Origin of the sequence: Sediminimonas qiaohouensis DSM 21189 (genome assembly GCF_000423645.1) — a bacterium.
Taxonomy (GTDB): Bacteria; Pseudomonadota; Alphaproteobacteria; order Rhodobacterales; family Rhodobacteraceae; genus Sediminimonas; species Sediminimonas qiaohouensis.
The window spans coordinates 114,445-134,656 of record NZ_AUIJ01000001.1; the positions used below are offsets into that span (position 1 = coordinate 114,445).

Below are 20,212 nucleotides of genomic sequence, written 5' to 3' on the forward strand. Positions count from 1 at the left end.
GGCCGCCACTTGGGCGGCCCTTGTACCCGAAAGGAGAAGGGGGATCAGTTGGCCTGGCGGCGCAGGAAGGCGGGGATTTCAATCCGGTCCTGATCGGGATCGGTTTCGTCCTCGTATTGTGGCTGCGCGCGGTCCGATTGCACCGGGGGTTGCTGGCGGGCGGGCTGTTGGCCGCCGCCGCGTCCGGCGTTTTCGGTGCCATGGCCAGTCATCCGGTTGATCAGCGAGTTGATCCCGAAGCGGGATTTCTCGGACTCATTCCGGGACCCATCGCCGCTCGCGCGGGCGGGTTGCTGCTGCTGTTGTTGCTGGCGCGGCTGGCGGGCGGCGGGGGCGTTGTCCACCGCCGTGCGCAGGCGGGCCAGCGCCTCGGGCGAGGGGGTGCCGGGCGCCGGGGTGCGGGGCGCGACGAACTCCTCTGGATCGGCATAAAGCGCATCCTCCCCGCGCTGATACTGCGCCGGATCGGGGGTGTAGGCCGGCGGCGGCAGATCGTCGCCTTGCGCGTGGTAGGCGGCGGGCTGCTGCTCTTCGGCAAAGATGTCTTCCATCTGGTCCTCGGCGGCGGCGCGCTGTGCGTCCAGCTCGTCGAACAGGGGCTGCTGCTGCGGCGCGGCCGTTTCGGGCTGCGCGTAGTCCTGCGCGACCTCCTGATGCGGCTCGGGGGCCGGAGCGGGCGCCGGGGCTGCGGGTTCTTCGACCTGCACGTTTTGCTTGAGCGGCGCGGCCATCGAGCGGCGCGGCACCGGCATATCGCCCATATCCTCGCGCGCGTCGATGCCGGTGGCGACGACGCTTACGCGCATAACGCCTTCCATCTCAGCGTCGAGGGTGCTGCCGACTATGATGTTCGCGTCCTGGTCCACCTCTTCGCGGATGCGGTTGGCGGCCTCGTCCAACTCGAACAGGGTCAGGTCATGACCGCCGGTGATGTTAATCAACACGCCGCGCGCGCCGTTGAGACTGATCTCGTCCAGAAGCGGGTTCGCTATAGCCTTCTCGGCGGCCTGGATAGCGCGGTTTTCGCCCTCGGCCTCGCCGGTGCCCATCATCGCCTTGCCCATCTCGTCCATCACCGCGCGTACGTCGGCGAAATCGAGGTTGATCAAGCCGGGGCAGACCATCAGGTCGGTCACGCCCTTGACGCCCTGGTAGAGCACGTCGTCGGCCATGCTGAAGGCTTCGGTGAAGGTGGTTTTCTCATTGGCCAGCCGGAACAGGTTCTGGTTGGGAATGATGATCAGGGTATCGACGACCTTTTGCAGGGCCTCGACGCCTTCTTCGGCCTGGCGCATCCGCTTGTTGCCTTCGAACTGGAACGGCTTGGTCACAACGCCCACGGTCAGCACGCCCAATTCGCGCGCGGCCTGTGCGATGATCGGCGCGGCGCCGGTGCCGGTGCCGCCGCCCATGCCGGCGGTGATGAAGCACATATGCGCGCCGGCCAGATGATCGACGATCTGTTCGATGCTTTCCTCGGCGGCGGCTGCGCCGACGCTGGCGCGGGCGCCCGCACCCAGCCCTTCGGTCACCTTGACGCCAAGCTGAATTCGGCTTTGCGCGGCGGTTTCCTGCAGCGCCTGAGCGTCAGTGTTGGCCACCACGAAATCACAGCCGATCAGACTTTTCTCGATCATGTTGTTGACTGCGTTTCCACCGGCTCCGCCCACACCGAATACGGTGATCCGGGGTTTCAACTCATCCTGTCCGGGCATCGAAAGGTTCAATGTCATGATCTGTCCGCCTGATGTTGTGCCCGATTTTCGGGCGTTTTTCTGCCTCTGCTGTCCCGATACTACTCGCTGACACCTGAATCGTCATCAAAAAAAACGAAATTTCCACAAAATATGGCCAATTTTCGGGGGCCATTCGCGGGATTTCGCCGATACGCCGATATCTGGTGGTTACCAGTTGTCCCTGAACCATTTCACAGCGCGCCTGAGCGAGCGCGCGGGGTAGCGATCGACCGGCAGGTCGAAATCCCACCATTCGTCCTGCGGGTGCGCAGCAAACAGGCTCAGGCCAACGGTGCTGGAAAACCCCGGGCCGGTCGCGGCCTGCGGCAGGCCATGCACGCGCAGCGGCCGGCCAAGGCGCACCTGCTGGCCCAATATGCGACTGGCCAGCGCATCGAGGCCGGGGATCTGGCTGCCGCCGCCGGTCAGCACGATCTGCTGGCTTGGCAGGTGCTCGAACCCGGCCGCATCGAGGCGCGCGCGCGCCTCTTCGAGGATCTCCTCGACGCGGGGGCGCATGATGCCGATCAGTTCGGCCCGGCTGACCGTGCGGCGGTCGTGCTCCCAATCGCCGGTATCGCCGCCGATCTCGATCATCTCGCGGTCGTCCATGCCGGTGGCGTGCACGCCGCCGTAGAACGTCTTGATCCGTTCGGCCACCTGCGTGGGCACCGACAGGCCCATCGAGATATCGCCGGTCACGTGATCGCCGCCCATGCGGACGGTGTCGGCGTAGATCATGTGTTTTTTCATGAAAATCGACAGGCTGGTGGTGCCGCCGCCCATGTCGATGCAGGCGGCACCAAGCTCTTGTTCGTCCTCGACCAGCGCCGAAACGCCCGACACGTAGGCCGAGGACGCCACGCCAGCCAGCTCCAGATCGCAGCGTTTGACGCAATGGGCAAGGTTCTGGATCGCGGTGGCATCGACGGTGAGCATGTGCATGTCCGCCGCCAGTCGCTGCCCCAGTTGGCCGCGCGGGTCGCCCAAACCGCTGCGGTGATCGAGCGCAAAGTTCACCGGCTGCGCGTGCAGCACCTCGCGCCCGGCGCCGAAATCGGGCACGTCACAGGACGACAACACGCGACTGACATCCTGTTCGGTGACGACCTGACCGTCGAGATCGATCGCCCCGGTAAGGCCATAGCTGCGCGGCTCGGCCCCGGCAAAACAGGCGATGACGTGATCGACGCGGATATTGGCCATCTTTTGCGCCGCTTGCAGGGCGGTCCTGATCGCGCGTTCGGTTTCCTGCATGGCGTCGATCTCGCCAAAGCGGACCCCGCGCGAACGGGTCGTCGCGGCGCCGACCACGCGGAACCCCGCCTGCCCCGCCATCGGGCCGACACCATCGGCCTCGCGCAGGCGCTCGGAGCCGTCAAACCGCAAGACAAGGCAGGCGATCTTGGAGCTGCCAACATCCAGGATGGCCACGACGCCGCGCTGCATGGCTGCGCGGCGCATGTTACGCATGGCGCGTTGCGATTCATAAAGCTCGATCATTGACTGCCCTCTCCCAAACTCGTCCGGCTGATGCGCCACCATTGTTCCAGTGCGGTATCGTTCATCCGGATGACGGGGCGGTCCGCGATGCGCATGTCCACCACCGCGATATCGCGCGCCATCATGTCCTGTGCCTGATCCAGCGCGATTACCCTCTCAAGCGCCTGCACGGGCCGCTCTTCGGGGAGCATGATGCGTTGATCCCGGTCCAGGACGATATCCCACCGCCGCTCGCCGATGCGGACCAGCCCGCGCAGCCGCTCATCAAGCGGGGCCGCCGCGTCAAGCAGGGCAAGCGCCTGCGGCACGTGATCCTGTGCCCCCTGCCCCGCCACCAGTGGCAGATCGGGGTAATCGGCACGTTTGAGGACCGGGCCGATCACCGCGCCGCCGGCATCCAGCCGGTCCAGCCCGCCCTGGTTGCGCCACAGCACCACCGGGGTGCGTTCGCTCACGTCGATCTGCAGCACCCCGCCGGGGCGGATGCGCACGTTCGCGGATTTGACCGCCGAAAGGTCGCGCACGGTGCGCTGGATGCGCGGCAGGTCCAGATCGAACGAACTGAGCGGGAAATCGAACGACAGGATCTCGCGGATATCCTCGGAGACGCCCGCGCTGGCGCCGTCGACGGCCATGAGGCGCACCTGGAACTCGGGCCGCTCTTCTATCGCGGCGCGCATGTCGTAGAGCGCGAGCATCACGCGGTCGTAGTTTTCCTCGTCCGACAGGTAGGTCCAGAGCGCCGCAAACGCGATCGTGAACGGCACGCCAATGCGAAGCAGGCGGCGAAACAGCGGCGTCAGCATCAGCCGCTGCAAGCGGTAGGACCAGCGCGAGGGCGCCGGGTCGGGGCGCGGCCTTACCTGTTGCATCCGGCATCCTCCACGATCCAGCGGCACAGCGCGCCGAAATCGACCCCGACGGCGCGTGCCTGTTCGGGCGATAGCGACGTGGGGGTCATTCCCGGCTGCGTGTTGACCTCAAGCAAGACAAGGCCATCGGTGCCGCGCGTGTCGTCCCAGCGGAAATCGGCGCGGCTCAGGCCGCGGCAGCCAAGCGCGCGATGCGCGACCAGGGCGTGGTCGAGGCAGGCCTGGAACACGTCCGCGGGGATATCGGCGGGCACCACGTGGCGTGAGCCGCCGGCGGAATACTTGGCGTCGTAGTCGTACCAGCCATCGGTGATGATATCGGTGACGGTCAGGGCCCGGTCGCCCATCACCGTGGTGGTTAGCTCGCGCCCCGGCGCGAACGCCTCGACCATAACGGTATCGGGCATATCGGGCGCCAGGCGTGGCGGCGCGTTGGCCGCTTCGTGCACGAGGTAGACGCCGACGCTGGAACCCTCATTGTTGGGTTTGACCACGTAAGGCGGTGGCAGGACATGACCCGCCTCGACTTCGCCGCGCGGGGCCAGCACGCTATCGACAACAGGCAGGCCATGCGCCGCAAACACACCCTTGGCGCGGGCCTTGTCCATCGCCAGCGCCGAGGCCAGCACGCCCGAATGGGTATAGGGCAGACCGATCCATTCCAGCAGCCCCTGCACCGCGCCATCCTCGCCCCAGCGGCCATGCAGCGCGTTGAACGCCACGTCGGGGCGCAGATCGGACAGCCGTGCGCACAGGTCAGGGCCGGCATCGACCTCTGTCACCTGAAAACCTTCGTCCCGCAAGGCAGCGGCGCATTCACGCCCCGATGTCAGCGACACCTCGCGCTCGGCCGAGGGTCCGCCCATCAGTACCGCCACTTTCGGGGTTGTCCTGCTCGACATACCCACTTCGTGCCTCAATGTCCGGGGCCGTCGTTGCGGCCCGCTTGTTATCTTGGTCTTGTCATTGATCAGCGCCCGGTTCACCGATGCGCATGATTTCCCACTGTAGCGTGATCCCGCTGGAATCGTAAACCTTTTTTCGCACCTCTTCGCCCAGTGTCTCAAGCTCGGCGGCGGTGGCGCCGCCAGTGTTGAGCAGGAAGTTCGGGTGCTTTTCGCTCATCTGCGCGCCGCCAAGCCGGGCGCCGCGCATGCCCGCGTCGTCGATCACTTTCCACGCCTTCAGATCGTGCACATCGTCGGCTTTGCCGGTGCTGGAGAACCCGGCAGGGTTGCGAAAGGTGCTTCCGGCACTACGCTCGCGCGTGGGTTGGCTGGCGTCGCGCCGGGCCAGTTGGTCGGCCATCGCCGCCTCAAGCGCAGCCGGATCGCCCTGCGGGGCGTGGAACGTCGCCTCGATGATCACGCATTGCGCGGGCAGATCGGTCTGGCGATAGCGAAAGTTCAGATCTGCGGCGGTAAGGGTGATCACCTCACCCGCGCGAGTCACGGCGCGGGCCGAGACGAAATGATCGGCCACGTAGCGCCCGTAGCAGCCCGCGTTCATCCGCACCGCGCCGCCGATGGCGCCCGGGATGGTGCGCAGGAATGTCAGGTCAAGCCCCTCTGCGGCGGCCTTGCGCGCCACATGCGCATCCAGCGCCGCCGCCCCGGCGGTCAGCTGCGCCCCCTCGATCCGGATCTGGTTAAAGCCCCGGCCAAGGCGGACCACCACCGCGCGTACCCCCCCGTCGCGCACGATCAGATTCGAGCCAACCCCGATGGGAAACACCGGCACATCGGGCGGCAACGCGCGCAGGAACGCCGACAGGTCATCCACATCAGCCGGTTGAAACAACCAGTCCGCCGGGCCGCCGACACGCAGCCAGGTCAGATCACAAAGGGCGCGCGCACGGCTCAACTTGCCGCGCGGTGTGGGAAGATCGGTCATGACAGGTGTTTGCCCTGTGGCGGCGGCAAGGTAAAGGGGCGGCTGCGAGCCGGGGCGCGGGCGCGCGTGTCAGGCATCTGCATCGCCGCTTTGCCATCTGCGCCTGACCCACCGGCCGAGGTAGATCACCGGCCAGCGCAGGATCGACATGCCGCCCAGCATGAGCAGCAGGCCAATCCAGGGGCCGTGGTCATAGGTGGCCATGCCCAGTATCGGGATTCCGGCGCCGATCAGCCAGTAGGCCCGCCTCCAGTGGTTGTCGCGCGAGGGGATCATGGCCAACACGTTGGCCGCCACGGCCCAGATGCACGCGAGGATCAGCGACAGGCTCATGCCCCGCCCCCCAGTAGCATCAGCAGTGCCGCCACCGAGGCAATGAGGCCGACCACCGGCACAACCATCGGCACCCTAAACGATGCCTCCGGCGTTTGCCGTTTGACGCCGATCAGCGCCGCGTTGACCAGCACGAACACCCCCAGCAAGATCGCCGAGGTCGCGCCCGCAAGCGCCGCCACGGGCAACGCCAGCGCTCCGATCAGGACCACCGCGCCGACAACACTGGTCGCCAGGATCGGCGTGCCGAAAAGGGGATGCGCGCGGTGAAAAACCTTGAGCGCGGGGCTGCGCCGACCGAGGCCGAACAGAACGCGGCTGGCCATCACCATTTGGGCCAGAACACCATTGAGTGCCGCCGCCACCGCGATCAGGGCCAGCGGCGCGGCGGACCCTCCGGTGGCACGCGCCCACACGAGGGCAAGCGGCTGCTCGGACGCGGCCAGATCGGCGACGGGCACGGCCCGCACGGCGGCCCAGGCGACCAGCCCGTAAAGCGCGGCGGTGATCAGCAGCGACAGCAGGATCGCGCGCGGCATGGTGCGCTCGGGCTGCTTGACCTCTTCGGCCATGTTCACGATGTCCTCGAACCCTATGAAGGCGAAAAACGCCAGCGTCGCCCCCGCCCCAACCCCGGTCCAGCCGATGGCCTGCGGCGCTTGCCATTCCACGGTCGGCACGGCGGTAGTGCCCGCCCAGATCACCAGCGCGAGGCCGAACACCTCGAGCGCGGTGAAGATGGCAGCGACGGTCAAGCTTTCCAGTACACCGATCAGCGCCACGAGCACCAGCGCCACCCCGACCACCAGCGTAGTCGCCAGCGTGGGCAACGGCACCACCGATGTGAGGTAGCCAACGCCGCCACGCAGCACCGCCGCCGCGGAGACGGTGCCGGCGGCGACGATCGCCAGCCCGACCAGCAGCGACAGCGCATGCGAGCGCAGCCCCCGCTCGACAAAGGCGGCCTCGCCGGCCGCTTCGGGCATGCGGGTGGACAGCTCTGCGTAGCTGAGCGCGGAGGGCGCGGCGATGAGGCCGGCCAGCACGAAGGCAAAGGGCGCATGGGTGCCTGCCTGCGCGGCCACGGCGCCGACCAGAACATAAATGCCCGCGCCGACCATGACGCCAACACCATATGCCGTCAGCAGGCCAAGCCCGATACGGCGCTTAAGCGTCGGCTGGGCTATCTGTTGGGCCATCGGTCTTCGCCCCCTTGAGACGTTCGGGCAACTCATGTGCCCAGGTGCTGATCGTGCCGGCGCCAAGGCACACGACCATGTCGCCGGGCCGGGCGCTATCATAGACCAGCGCGGCAAGGTCGTCGCAATCATCCAGTGCGGTTGCCTTGCGGTGGCCGTGCCGGATCAGGCCCGCGAGCAAATCGTCGCGGGTGGCGCCCTCGATGGGGTCCTCGCCTGCGCTGTAGACGGGGGCGATGGCGACGATGTCGGCCTCGTTGAAGCAGGCGCAGAACTCCTCGAAGAGAGAATGCAGACGCGAATAGCGGTGCGGCTGGTGGACGGCGATGACGCGGCCCTCGGTCGCCTGTCGCGCAGCGCGCAGCACGGCGGCGATCTCCACCGGGTGGTGGCCGTAATCGTCGATGATGGTGACGCCGTTCACCTCGCCCACACGGGTAAAGCGGCGGTTGACGCCGCCAAAACCGGCCAGCGCGGCGCGTATCTCGGCGCGCCTCATACCCAGTTGGCGGGCCACGGCCACCGCCGCCAGCGCGTTCGACACGTTATGATCGCCGGGCATCGGAAGGGTGCAGCCCTCGATCATGGTGCCCTCGCCTTGCAGGGCCACGTCGAAATGCGCCACGCCGCTCGCGTAGGTCAGGTTCACCGCGCGCACATCGGCCTGCGCGTTGAAGCCGTAGGTCACCACGCGACGGTCGGTGATGCGCCCGACTAGCGCTTGCACCTCGGGGTGGTCGGTGCAGCACACCGCCATGCCGTAGAAGGGGATATTGCCGACGAAATCGTCAAAGCCGCGCCGGAGGGCGTCGAAATCGCCCCAGTGGTCCATATGCTCGGGGTCGATATTGGTTACGATTGCGATGGTCGCGGGCAGGCGGTTGAAGGTGCCGTCGCTTTCATCGGCCTCGACCACCATCCATTCGCCCTGCCCCATGCGCGCGTTGCTGCCATAGGCGTGGATGATGCCGCCGTTGACGACGGTGGGGTCGATACCGCCCTTGACCAGCAGTTCGGCCACCATGGTGGTGGTGGTGGTCTTGCCGTGGGTGCCCGCCACCGCGATGTTGGATTTCAGGCGCATCAGCTCGGCCAGCATCTCGGCCCGGCGCACCACCGGCAGGCCGCGCGTGCGCGCCTCGTCCAGTTCCGGGTTGCCGGGCTTGATTGCCGACGAAATCACCACCACGGCGACACCGTCGAGGTTGGCAGGGCTTTGCCCCTTGAAGATGCGCGCACCCAATCCCTTGAGCCGCTCAGTCAGCGGGCCGGTCTTCAGGTCCGAGCCCTGCACGTCATAGCCAAGGTTCAGCAGCACCTCGGCGATGCCGGACATGCCGATGCCGCCGATGCCGACGAAATGGATGGGCCCCACATCGGTGGGCAGTTTGGTTGCGGCGTTCATGCCTTGCCTTTCCGGGACAACGTTTCGACCAGCTCCACCAGCGTCTCGGTCGCGTGCGGCTTGCCGCAGCTTAGGGCGGCGCGGGCCATTTGCTCGGCCCCTTCGGGGTTGGTCAAGACCATTTCCATTTGCGCGACGAGCGTGGCCACATCAAGCCGCGCCTCGGGGATCAGGATGGCGCCGCCGGCCTCGACCAGGCCGCGGGCGTTGGCGCTTTGGTGGTCGGCGGTGGCGGCGGCGAAGGGCACGAGGATGGAGGGGCGGCCGATGATGCTGATGTCGGCGACGCTGGAGGCGCCGGCGCGACTGATGACAAGCTGTGCCTCGCTCATGCGGCGGGGCACATCGCGAAAGAAGGGCTGCACCTCGGCGTCGATGCCGCTGGCGGAATAGGCCTCGGCGACGCGGTCCTGGTCCTCGGGGCGGGCCTGGTGGCTGACGCGCAGGTTGCGGCGGATCTCGGCGGGCAGCGCCGCGATGGCGCCCGGCACCACGTCCGACAGGATGCGCGCGCCCTGGCTGCCGCCCATGACCAGCAGGCTCATGGGGTAGTCGCCCGGCGCGATATAGGGCGATGCGGCGCGCTCAAACACGGCGGCGCGCACCGGGTTACCGGTGGGGATGCCTTCGACGCCGGCGGGCAGCTCGGCGGGCCATGTGCCGCAGGCAACCGCATCGACGCGCCGCGCCAGCAGGCGGTTGACCCGGCCCAGCACGCCGTTTTGTTCATGCACCATGCGCGGACGGCGCAGGATCACCGCGGCGACCAGCGCCGGGATCGACGGGTAGCCACCAAAGCCGACGACGGCGTCGGGGCGTTCGCGCCACATGCGCCATGTGGCCGCAAGGATGCCACCCGCGATGCGCAGCGGCACAAGGGCCCGGGACAGGGCCCCGCCGCGCGCGAAGGTGGCGCTTGAGACCTGCTCGATCTCGACAGAGTGAGGAAAGCCGCCGGTGTAGCGCGCGCCACGCGCATCGGTGGACAGACGCACACGCCAGCCACGGCGCAGCATCGCCTCGGCCAGGGCCTGCGCGGGAAACATGTGGCCGCCCGTGCCCCCCGCCGCGATCACAAGTAAGGGTTTGCGGCCGCTCATCGGTGGCGTCCTCCGCCGCGGAGGATATCGCCGATCTCGCCCTGCGGGCGACTGCGGGTGAAGGCCAAAAGCATACCAACGGCGATTCCCCCCGCGATCAGCGAAGAGCCCCCGTAGCTGACGAAGGGCAAGGTCATGCCCTTGGCGGGCAACAGGCGCACGGCCACCCCCATGTTGACGATCGCCTGCACGCCGAACACGGCGGCAAGGCCGGTGCCGGCTAGGCGGATGAACGGATCACGCTCGCGCATCAGGCGCACCATCGAGCGCACGACGATCACCGCGTAGAGCAGGATGACCGTCAGGACCAGGATCAGGCCGTATTCCTCGGCAGCGACGGCGATGATGAAATCGGTATGGGCATCGGGCAACGACCATTTCACTTCGCCCTCGCCCACGCCGACACCGAAAAAGCCGCCCTCGCGAATGGCGTTGGTGGCATAGCCAAGCTGCGTCGTTGGGTCCACATCGGGGCTGAGGAAGCCATCGATGCGGCGCGCGAAATGCTCGGAGTGGTTGTAGGCCAGGGTGCTGGCAAGGATGGTCAGCCCCGCGATCCCGACCAGCAGGTAGATCGGGGCGCCGGCCACGAAATACATCACGCTCCAGCCAAACAGGATCAGCGCCGCCTGCCCGAAATCGGGCTGCACCGCCAGCATCCCCGCGATGCCAACGGCCAGCATCAGCGACAGCCTTTGCCCCGGCGGGCCGTTGATTTCCTGGCTGGCGGCCAGAAGCCACGCCGCGACGACGATGAAGCCGGGTTTGAGGAACTCGGACGGCTGGAAACTACCGAAGCCAAGCGAATACCAGCGCACCGCGCCCTTGCCGAAATCGGTGCCAAAAAACGGCAGGCCGATCACCGCCGCGAGGGCGCAGAAAAACCCGATCACCGCCAGGCGTCGCACCAGATCGGGCCGCATCATCGACAGGATCAGCATGGTCATCAGCGCCACGGTGCCGAACAACGCCTGCCGCTGGACATAGTGAAAGGGCTCGAACCCGTTCTTGGCGGCCAAGGGCGGAGACGCGGCAAAGCCAAGCAGCAAGCCGATGGCAAACAGGATCATCACGCAGGACATCGACCATTTGTCGATGGTGCGCCACCACTTGGGCAAAACCGGTTCGCCATCGCGCACCGGCACCGTGCCATAGACCATTTCCGTCATGGGAACCGCCGCTTACTGCCTCAATCACTGTCCCTTTTCGGGATCTGATAGGAATACTATCACGGCTTTGCAAAGTTGGGAAGGCATGCCGCCGCGCCCGGCGGGGGATTGTGCATGTTTCGGCGGATCCCCCCTTGTACCGTCGCGGCGGCCCATGTGTCAGGCGGCGTAGGTTCCGCGGATCGGATAGTTCTTGGAGCGGATGAAGGCCAGGCCACCAGCCAACCCTTCCAGGTCGGGGCGGGCAAAGGGGGCGTTCGAGATATCCACGAGCTGCAGCGCGCCGTCGGCGTTGATCACGAAGGTGCCGGGCTCGGGGAACGGGCGATCGGTTTCCTCTGGCGAGCGGGGGTGCGACACGTAAAGGCCCAGCTCCTGCATCTGCGCGATGCTCAATCCATAGCCGACCGGCATGCTGAGGCCCAGCTCCTGCGCGAAATCGCGTGCCTTTTCCTCGGGATCGCCGGACACGACGACGACATCGATGCCGATGTCGTGGAACTTGCCTTGCAGGTTTTCCAGCGTTGACAGGTATTTGCGGCACAGGGGGCAATGCTTGCCCCGATAGACGACGACGAGTTGCCAGTCATGCCCCGCGCGCGGCTGCCCAAGCACCAACTCGCCGCTCCCAAGGCGGGCGACGGGGATGTTGGGAAATAGCTGGCCGGACTCAAGTTTGCGGTTCATTGTGCGCTCCTGTTTTCGGGTTGAATTTCGGGTAGGCGTGGCGGGTTCGCAGCCAAGAGGCAACCACCTCCCGGCGCATGTCACCGTGTTGTGAGCGGATGTGTTCGGCGCCTGTCCCCTTGCCAATGCGCGCCCACTGGGGCAGGCAGCGCGGCATGAGTGATGCATCCTACGATACGCTGATCCTTGGTGCAGGCGCGGCGGGGCTGATGTGCGCCGCGCATGCGGGCGGGCGGGCCTTGGTGATCGACCACGCCAAGGCACCGGGCGAGAAGATCCGCATTTCGGGCGGCGGGCGGTGCAATTTCACCAACATGTATGCCGCGCCCGAGAACTTCCTGGGCGGCAACCCGCATTTCCACAAATCCGCGCTCAGCCGCTACACGCAGTGGGATTTCATCGCGTTGATGGACAGCCACGGCATCGCCTGGCACGAAAAGACGCTGGGGCAGCTTTTTTGCGACGGCTCGGCGCGGCAGGTGGTTGCGATGCTCATGCAAGAGGCGCGGGCCGCCGGGGCCGAGGTGGCATTGCAGACGCGGCTTGTCGATCTGGACAAGAGCGACAACGGCTTTGCCGCAGTGATCGAGACCGAGGGGCGGCAAAGCCGCGTGCATGCGCGGTCCGTGGTGGTGGCGACGGGCGGCAAGTCGATCCCCGCGATGGGTGCCAGCGGCATGGCCTATGACATCGCACGGCAGTTCGACCATGACATTACCGACACGCGCGCGGCGCTGGTGCCGCTGACGTTTCCCGACGGGCGGTTCAAGCCGCTGGCGGGCGTGTCGTTGCCTGTGCGCTCGGGCGCCGGCGGCGTCAGCTTCGACGAGGCGATGCTGTTCACGCATCGGGGGTTGTCGGGGCCAGCGATCCTGCAAATCTCGTCCTACTGGCGGGAGGGGGAGGCGATCACGCTGGACCTATTGCCGGGGCAGGACGCGTTCACGGTGCTGCGCGAGGCCCGCCAAAGCGCCGGGCGTCGCAACCTGTCGACGGTGCTGGCGCAGTTGTTGCCATCGCGGTTGGCGGCGTGGATGACCGAAGAGTTGGACCTACGCGGAAACCTCGCCGATCAGGGCGACGCTGCGCTGCGGGAGCTGGCCGCGCGGTTGCAGCACTGGCAACTCACCCCGGCGGGCACCGAGGGGTACCGCACCGCCGAGGTCACGCTGGGCGGAGTGGAAACCGGGGCGCTGTCGTCAAAGACGATGGAATCGCGCCACGTGGGCGGCCTTTATTTCATTGGCGAGGCGGTGGATGTCACCGGCTGGCTGGGGGGCTACAATTTTCAGTGGGCTTGGTCCTCGGGCGCGGCGGCGGGGCGCGCGATCAGCGCAGCACGGCGCGGCGGGCCCTGAGGTAGGCCGCGCCGTGTCGTGCCGCCGCAGGTCAGGCCAGCGAGGGCAGCCACAAAACGATCTGCGGAAAGACCAGCAGCAGACCGATCGTCACCGCGTCAGCGACGAAGAACGGCATCACGCCGCGGAACACGTCCTGAACGCTTAGATCGTCGCGCACGCCTGCGACAACGAAACAGTTCAGCCCAATGGGCGGTGTGATCAGGCAGAACTCGGCCATCTTGACGACGAGGATCCCGAACCAGATCGCGCACATCGGCCCCGACATGCCAAAGGCGCTGTCGGCGGCGCTGACGAAATCGCCGCCATTGAGCGCCATCACCGCCGGATAGACCACCGGCAGCGTCAACAGCAGCATGCCGATCGCATCCATGAACATGCCCAGCACCGCGTAGGCCAGCAGGATCAGGATCAGCGTCAGCATCGGCGATTGCTCAAGCGAGGTGATCCAGTCGGCAAAGGCGCCAGGCAGGTCCGCGAAGCCCAAAAACCGCACGTAGATCAGCACGCCCCAGATGATCGTGAAGATCATCGCGCTGAGCTTGGCGGTTTCCAGCAGCGCATCCTTGAGCTGGCTCCAGCGCATGCCGTGATAGAGCGCCACCACGAACACCACGAAGGCGCCGATGGCGCCGCCCTCGGTCGGGGTGCCCCATGCATCGCCGCCGAACGGGTTGTAGATAAACAGGATGATGATCGCGACGACAAAGAAGATCGGGAATGCCGGCGGGATAGACGCAAAGCGCTGCGCCCAGGTGTAGCCTTCTACCGGCGGGCCGAACCGGGGCAGGACCAGCGCCAGCCCCACAATCAGGGTGCCGTAAACCAGCGCCGAGAACGCGCCGGGGATAAAACCCGCGAGCAGCAGCTTGCCGACGTCCTGCTCGACGATGATCGCGTAGATCACCAGGATCGCCGAGGGCGGAATGAGCGAGGCCAACGTGCCGCCCGCCGCGACGACGCCCGCCGCGAACCGCTTGTCATAGCCGACCTTGAGCATCTCGGGAATGGCGATGCGGGCGAACACGGCCGCCGTTGCCACGCTGGCACCGGAGACCGCCGAGAACCCGGCGGTGGCGAACACGCTGGACACGGCAAGCCCGCCCGGAAGCCACCCGACCCAGCGTTTTGCGGCCTCGAACAGAGCCTTGGTCAGGCCCGCGTAGTAGGCAAGGTAGCCGATCAGGATGAAGGTGGGAATCAGGCTGAGCGCTTGGCTGCTGACCTTGGAATGGGGCACCTGCCCGGCGATCTTGACCGCGACGGTCAACGCCCAGTCGAATTCGGCGGGGTCGTAGCCCTTCTTGGACCAGAAGATCCAAATCAGTCCCAACAGCCCGGCCAGGCCGGCAGCAAAGGCCACGCGCATACCAAGTGCCACGAGAACCAGCAGCACGCCCGAGACGGCGATGCCGATTTCAATCGGTTCCATCAATCTTTCTCCGTCTCTTCCTGAAGGCCACCGACATGTTCGGCCTCGGCCGCGGCCTGTTCGGCCGCCGACAGGACCATCGGCACGGCAACCGGCTCGGACAGCCCAAGGATCAGGGCGCGGCCATAGCCCCACGCCTGCAGCACGAGGCGCAGGCAAAGCACGCTGAATGCGACAGGCGCCAGCAGCTTGCCGGGCCAGAGCGGCAAGGCGATGTCGATCGAGCTGTCGCGGCTCCAAAGCGGCGCGGCCCAGTCAAAGCTGCGCTGGAAATGCGCCCAGCTACCCCATACCAGCAGCACCATCAGCGCCAGCGTGACCAACGTGGTCAGCAGCTCCGCCCCCCACAAAAGCCGCCCGTTGAAGCGGCCTACGATGATATCCATTCGGATGTGCCCGCCGTAGCGCATCGTGTAGGACGCGCCCATGAACGCGATCAGTGGCATCGCCTGTTCGATCCAGTCGACATAGCCCGGCAATGGCTGGTTGAAAGCGTTGCGCCCGCCGACCGAGATCACCGCGATAACCATCAGGGAAAACACCGCCAGGCCGCTGAGCAAGGCGAGAACGCGCTCGACGCTCAGCAGTCCCGTGTCCAGACGGCTCAGGACAGACCTGTCCTCGAGCACTGACGCTCCTCCTGACATGGTCGGGCTCTCCTTGATTGTCAGAAATGGAAATCACCCGCCCCGGCGCCGCCAGATGACAGGCCGGAGCGGCGATTGTCATGCGTTGAACGCGCTCAGTTGTTGGCGCGGTGATCTTCCAGCGTGGTGATCACCAGGTCATACAGCTCTTGCGCGGGGATGCCCTGCGCGCTCATGTCCTTGATCCATGCCTCGCGGATCGGATCGGCGGCCTTGGCGCGGAACTTGGCCAGTTCCTCTTCCGAGATCATGACTTTTTCGACGTTCTTTTCCTCGAGCACCTCGTCCCAACGCTTGAGCAGCTTGGCGTAGTTGTCCAGGTAATGATCGATCGCCTCGTCGACCGAGCCGTCCAGCACCTCGCGGTGCTCATCTGACAGCGCCTCGTACGCGTCGGTGTTGACCACGATCGGGCAGTTCACCGTGCCGGGGTTGAGGTTTGCCGTCCACCAATCGGCCTGATCGATGGTGCGGAAGGCCAGATGCGCGTGCTGCGCAAAGGCGACGGTATCGACAACGCCCGATTCCATGGCCTGGTACGCCTCGGAGCTGGTGACGGAGGTCGGCACGGCGCCGATCGCCTCGAACGCGTTGCCGATGCCGCCGGTGGCACGCACGCGCATCCCTTCCATCTTGGCCAGGGTGTCGCGCGGCTCGCCCCGGCCGACGATGTTGTATTGCGGCATGGGGCTGGTCATCAGCAGCTTGGCGTTCCAGCGCGCAAGGTCGGCCTGCACGGCGGGGTGGTCATAGACCGCGTGGCTGACGGCGACCTCTTCCTCGAGCGTGTTAACGCCGATGAAGGGCAGCTCCAGCACGGTGATCGTAGGGTTCTTATCGCGGTGATAGCCGGCGCAGAACTGTGCCATCTCGAAGGCGCCGAAGCTGATGCCATCAAGGTTTTCGCGGTTCTTGGACAGCCCGCCATAGCTGACGTTCATGGTAAACTCGCCATCGGTTTTCTCGGCGACAAGCTCGGCCAGTTTTTCAACGTGTTCGGTAAACGCGCGGCGCTTGCCCCAGACCGAGACGTTCCATTCGGTAGCCATGGATTCCGTCGCAAGCCCGAATCCCAGGGTCGCAACAACGGCTGTTGACAGCAATTTGTTCATATCTTCCTCCCTTAGCGCGACCGGTTCGCGAGGTCGCTCGCGCCGAAGCTAGCGTACCGCCCGAGTGCTGCCAACCCAGACGCGGAAGAAAGTCACAACCATCGGTCATGTGCAGGCGCGCGGCAGGGCGAATTGCCCGGCCCTGCCGCTTGCCAATCATGGGATGCCCAAGAAATGGGCATCCCCAGGATCAGGCGCTTAGCGCTTTTGCATGCGCGTCGGATTCCGCGGCCAGAAGTGCGGCGTTGCCCCCCGCGGCGGTTGTGTCGATGCAGATGTGCCGTTCCAGCCGGCAGCGCGCGGCCAAATCGTCGGGGCCACAAGCCAGCCCGACGATTGCGCCCTCGCGCACGGCTAGGGCCTGGCTCGCGGCGCGGGTGTCGGCCTCGTCAGACCAGAGCGCGACCACATCGACGCCCGTCAGCCGCGACAGCGCATCACGCGGCAGCACGCCGTCGATGCAATCGACGCCCGAGATACCCGGCGCGACCGACAGGGTGCGGCAGCCGTTTTGCTGTGCGATGCGGGCCTGCTCGGCGGCGTCCTCGACGGTGGGGCCAAGGCACAGAACTGTGCCGCGCCCGACTATCGACAGGCGATTCGATTCCCCCGTCGGGCCGGGCAGTTCCTGCGCATCGAGGCTGGCAAGTGGTTGCTGCGACAGCGAACTTAGCCGCGCCTGCACCTGATCGACAGAGGCATCCGCGCCCGATGGCGCCTCGTGCGCGACGCGGGTTTGCTGTGCGAATCGCGGCACGTAGGACGGGCCGCCCGCCTTGGGGCCGGTGCCCGACAGGCCCTCGCCGCCAAACGGCTGGCTGCCGACAATGGCGCCGATCTGGTTGCGGTTGACGTAGGCGTTGCCGACACGCAGGCGCGATGTGACCTGTTCGACCCGGCCATCGATGCGGGTGTGCAGACCAAAGGTCAGGCCATAGCCGGTGCCGTTGACGGCATCCACGACGGCGTCGATCTGATCGGCGCGGAAGGTTGCGAGGTGCAACACGGGGCCGAAAATCTCGCGCTCCAAGTCGGCGATACCGTCCACGCGGATCACGGCGGGGCCGAAGAAATGCCCGCCCTCCGGCGCGTCGAGTTGCTTGATCAGGCGCCCTTCCTTGGCGGCCTGCGCGACGTAATCGTCGAAATCGGCCTTGGCGGTGCCGTCGATCAGCGGGCCGACATCGGTGGCAAAGGACCACGGATCACCGAGGCGCAACTCGTCCATCGCGCCGAACAGCATCTTGAGGAAGCCATCGGCGACGTCCTCTTGCAGATAAAGGCACCGTAGGGCCGAGCACCGTTGCCCCGCCGATTGGAAGCTGGAGGCGATGATATCGCGCACCGCCTGTTCCGGCAAGGCGGTGCTGTCCACGATCATGGCGTTGAGGCCGCCCGTTTCGGCGATCATCAGCGCCTCGGGCGACAGGCCCTCGGCCATGGTGCGGTTGATGCGCTGCGCCGTCCCGGTAGAGCCGGTAAAGCAGACCCCCGACACGCGCGAATCGCCGGTCAGGGCCGGGCCAACGTCGCGCCCGTGCCCAGGCACCAGTTGCAGCACGTCGCGCGGAACGCCGGCCTGGTGCATCAGTTGCACGGCGCGGTGCGCCAGCAGGCCGGTGGGCTCGGCCGGTTTCGCCAAAACCGCGTTGCCCGCCGACAGAGCCGCCGCGATCTGGCCGGTGAAGATGGCCAGCGGGAAGTTCCACGGCGAGATGCAACTGATGGTGCCGCGCGGCCCGGCGCTCAATTCCTGCCCGCGAGCGGCATAGTAGCGCATGAAATCCACCGCCTCGCGCAGCTCGGCCACCGCATCGAGGGGGGTCTTGCCGGCCTCGCGCCCGAGGATGGCGAAGATCTCGCCGAAATGTTCCTCGTAAAGGTCAGCGGCACGGTTCAGGATCGCGGCGCGTTGATCGGCGGGGGCCTGCCAGACGCGGGCATCCTCAAGCGCGCGCTCAAGATCGTCGGGGGCGCAGAGCGTCAGCTCGCCCACCGGCTCGTTCGTGTTGGCCGGGTTGGTCACGGACAGAACCTCGCCGCCCGTCACGTCGCCGGCGATCAGCGGCCCGCCCTGCCACAGGTGCGGAGGGGCAAAGGCGGCGCGGGCGTCTTCGATGCGGGCGATATCGCGCACCTCGTGCAGGTCGAACCCCTTGGAATTCGGTCGCTCCGGCTCATAAAGCGCGACCGGGTCCACCACCGCATCAGAGCGCTGCCCGGCTGGACCGTCCAGCGCATCGAACGGGTCGGCGGCCACAACCTCGGGCGGCACGTCCTCATCGACGATCTGGTTGACGAAGCTGCTGTTGGCGCCGTTTTCCAGAAGGCGCCGCACCAGATAAGCCAGCAGATCGCGATGCGCGCCCACGGGGGCATAAATGCGGCAGCGGGTATCGCCGTCCTTCATCACCACGTCATAGAGCGTCTCGCCCATGCCATGCAGGCGCTGGAACTCGAACAGCGACCGATCGGGCGCCATCTCAAGGATCGCGGCGACGGTATGGGCGTTGTGGGTGGCGAATTGCGGATAGATCCGATCGGTCATCGCCAGCAGCTTGCTGGCGCAGGACAGGTAGGACACGTCCGTCGCGGCCTTGCGGGTGAACACGGGGAACACCTCGACGCCTTCGACCTGGGCACGCTTGATCTCGGTATCCCAGTAGGCGCCCTTGACGAGGCGCACCATGATGCGGCGGTCCAACTCGTCCGCCAGCGCATGCAGCCAATCCAACACCGGCGCCGCGCGGGTGCCATAGGCCTGCACCACCACGCCAAAGCCGTCCCAGCCCGCCAAATCGGGGCTGCGCAGCACCTCTTCAATCACATCGAGCGACAATTCAAGGCGATCCGCCTCTTCGGCGTCGATGTTAAGGCCCATGCCAGCGTCGCGCGCCATGCGCGCCAGTTCCAGCGTGCGGGGCACCAGTTCGGCCATCACGCGGTCGCGCTGCCCCTCCTCATAGCGGGGATGCAGCGCGCTGAGCTTGATCGAGATGCCGGGGTTGTTGCGGATGTCGGAGGAGGTGCATTGCGCCGCCAGCTTCTGAATCGCGTCGGCATAGGCCTTGTGATAGGTGTTGGCGTCTGCGGCGGTCAGGGCCGCCTCGCCCAGCATGTCATAGGAAAAGGTATACCCTTGGGCGGCGCGGGCTTTGCCGCGCTTGACCGCCTCGCCGATATCACGGCCCAGCACGAACTGGTGGCCCATCTCGCGCATCGCGCGCCCCACCGCGGTGCGGATGACAGGTTCGCCCAAGCGCTTGACCGCGCCGTGCAGGGTGGCGGCGATGCCCGGCGTCTCGTCCTCTTTGAGGACCTTGCCAGTCAGCATCAGCCCCCAGGTCGAGGCATTGACGAGGCTGGACGACGATTTACCGAGGTGCGCGCCCCATTCGGAGGGGGCGATCTTGTCCTCGATCAGGTCGTCGATGGTTTCGCGGTCCGGCACGCGCAGCAATGCCTCGGCCAGGCACATGAGCGCGATCCCCTCGGACGTGGACAGGCCGTATTCCGCCAGGAACACCTCCATCAGGCCGGGACGCCCCGAACCGCGGATCGACCGGACCAGCCCCATCGCACGCTGACGGGCCGCCTCGCGCACCTGTTCATCCAGCGCCGCGTCCGCACGCAGATCGGCAAGGATCGCATCCTCATTGCGGTAATGGGTGGCGCGAATGGTTTCACGCAGATCGGACAAGTTGGTCATCGGGCGCTCCTTGCAGACGGACATATATCGCGACATTACCACAAGACGAACAGGCGA

General features: G+C 66.5%; 16 protein-coding genes. 1 reads left to right on the forward strand and 15 read right to left on the reverse strand.

All coding sequences use genetic code 11. From position 1 onward, the window contains the following. Nucleotides 1–44 precede the first annotated feature (44 nt). The 11 genes from ftsZ to G568_RS0100655 all read right to left on the reverse strand — a co-directional run bounded on the left by ftsZ (nucleotide 45) and on the right by G568_RS0100655 (nucleotide 11,897). Nucleotides 45–1,733 (reverse strand): cell division protein FtsZ, encoded by a 1,689-nt coding sequence (gene ftsZ / locus G568_RS0100605; RefSeq protein WP_026756216.1) that lies wholly within the window; start codon nucleotides 1,731–1,733, stop codon nucleotides 45–47. A gap of 171 nt (nucleotides 1,734–1,904) precedes the next feature. Beyond that, on the reverse strand, nucleotides 1,905–3,239 hold the full coding sequence (gene ftsA / locus G568_RS0100610) for a cell division protein FtsA (protein ID WP_026756217.1): 1,335 nt from the start codon (nucleotides 3,237–3,239) through the stop codon (nucleotides 1,905–1,907). Next, the gene (locus tag G568_RS0100615; RefSeq protein WP_026756218.1) at nucleotides 3,236–4,111 is read right to left on the reverse strand and encodes a cell division protein FtsQ/DivIB; all 876 of its coding nucleotides are present in this window, start codon (nucleotides 4,109–4,111) and stop codon (nucleotides 3,236–3,238) included. Before G568_RS0100615 ends, ftsA begins: the two co-directional genes overlap by 4 nt. Further along, nucleotides 4,099–5,019, reverse strand: coding sequence for a D-alanine--D-alanine ligase (locus G568_RS0100620; RefSeq protein WP_245582850.1), 921 nt, complete (start codon nucleotides 5,017–5,019; stop codon nucleotides 4,099–4,101). The genes G568_RS0100615 and G568_RS0100620 overlap by 13 nt, the downstream gene beginning before the upstream one ends. Nucleotides 5,020–5,074: 55 nt before the next feature. Beyond that, nucleotides 5,075–6,004 (reverse strand): UDP-N-acetylmuramate dehydrogenase, encoded by a 930-nt coding sequence (murB, locus tag G568_RS0100625; protein ID WP_026756220.1) that lies wholly within the window; start codon nucleotides 6,002–6,004, stop codon nucleotides 5,075–5,077. A 69-nt stretch (nucleotides 6,005–6,073) separates the two neighbouring features. Then, nucleotides 6,074–6,337 (reverse strand): DUF2484 family protein, encoded by a 264-nt coding sequence (locus G568_RS0100630; RefSeq protein ID WP_026756221.1) that lies wholly within the window; start codon nucleotides 6,335–6,337, stop codon nucleotides 6,074–6,076. Then, nucleotides 6,334–7,536 (reverse strand): APC family permease, encoded by a 1,203-nt coding sequence (locus G568_RS0100635; protein WP_026756222.1) that lies wholly within the window; start codon nucleotides 7,534–7,536, stop codon nucleotides 6,334–6,336. Before G568_RS0100635 ends, G568_RS0100630 begins: the two co-directional genes overlap by 4 nt. Further along, nucleotides 7,505–8,941: a UDP-N-acetylmuramate--L-alanine ligase gene (gene murC / locus G568_RS0100640; RefSeq protein WP_026756223.1), complete on the reverse strand. Its 1,437-nt coding sequence runs from the start codon at nucleotides 8,939–8,941 to the stop codon at nucleotides 7,505–7,507. The genes G568_RS0100635 and murC overlap by 32 nt, the downstream gene beginning before the upstream one ends. Beyond that, on the reverse strand, nucleotides 8,938–10,041 hold the full coding sequence (locus G568_RS0100645) for a UDP-N-acetylglucosamine--N-acetylmuramyl-(pentapeptide) pyrophosphoryl-undecaprenol N-acetylglucosamine transferase (RefSeq protein WP_026756224.1): 1,104 nt from the start codon (nucleotides 10,039–10,041) through the stop codon (nucleotides 8,938–8,940). The genes murC and G568_RS0100645 overlap by 4 nt, the downstream gene beginning before the upstream one ends. Then, nucleotides 10,038–11,210 carry a putative lipid II flippase FtsW gene (ftsW, locus tag G568_RS0100650; protein ID WP_026756225.1) on the reverse strand — a complete coding sequence of 391 codons (1,173 nt, stop codon included), beginning with the start codon at nucleotides 11,208–11,210 and terminating at the stop codon, nucleotides 10,038–10,040. The genes G568_RS0100645 and ftsW overlap by 4 nt, the downstream gene beginning before the upstream one ends. A gap of 159 nt (nucleotides 11,211–11,369) precedes the next feature. Continuing rightward, a complete protein-coding gene (locus tag G568_RS0100655; RefSeq protein ID WP_026756226.1) occupies nucleotides 11,370–11,897 on the reverse strand; it encodes a peroxiredoxin-like family protein in 528 nt (175 codons plus the stop codon). A 155-nt stretch (nucleotides 11,898–12,052) separates the two neighbouring features. Between G568_RS0100655 and G568_RS0100660 the strand changes: the two genes are divergently transcribed. Continuing rightward, nucleotides 12,053–13,255, forward strand: coding sequence for a BaiN/RdsA family NAD(P)/FAD-dependent oxidoreductase (locus tag G568_RS0100660; protein ID WP_026756227.1), 1,203 nt, complete (start codon nucleotides 12,053–12,055; stop codon nucleotides 13,253–13,255). Between the two features lie 31 nt (nucleotides 13,256–13,286). On the opposite strand, the gene G568_RS0100665 is transcribed toward G568_RS0100660, so the two are convergent. The 4 genes from G568_RS0100665 to putA form a co-directional block, all read right to left on the reverse strand. Next, nucleotides 13,287–14,687: a TRAP transporter large permease gene (locus G568_RS0100665; RefSeq protein ID WP_026756228.1), complete on the reverse strand. Its 1,401-nt coding sequence runs from the start codon at nucleotides 14,685–14,687 to the stop codon at nucleotides 13,287–13,289. Continuing rightward, the gene (locus G568_RS0100670) at nucleotides 14,687–15,334 is read right to left on the reverse strand and encodes a TRAP transporter small permease subunit (RefSeq protein WP_026756229.1); all 648 of its coding nucleotides are present in this window, start codon (nucleotides 15,332–15,334) and stop codon (nucleotides 14,687–14,689) included. Before G568_RS0100670 ends, G568_RS0100665 begins: the two co-directional genes overlap by 1 nt. 95 nt (nucleotides 15,335–15,429) lie before the next feature. Next, the gene (locus G568_RS0100675; protein WP_026756230.1) at nucleotides 15,430–16,446 is read right to left on the reverse strand and encodes a C4-dicarboxylate TRAP transporter substrate-binding protein; all 1,017 of its coding nucleotides are present in this window, start codon (nucleotides 16,444–16,446) and stop codon (nucleotides 15,430–15,432) included. 190 nt (nucleotides 16,447–16,636) lie between these two features. Then, entirely contained in the window at nucleotides 16,637–20,155 is a 3,519-nt protein-coding gene (putA, locus tag G568_RS17925) for a bifunctional proline dehydrogenase/L-glutamate gamma-semialdehyde dehydrogenase PutA (RefSeq protein WP_051202594.1), read from the reverse strand. Between the last annotated feature and the right edge of the window lie 57 nt (nucleotides 20,156–20,212).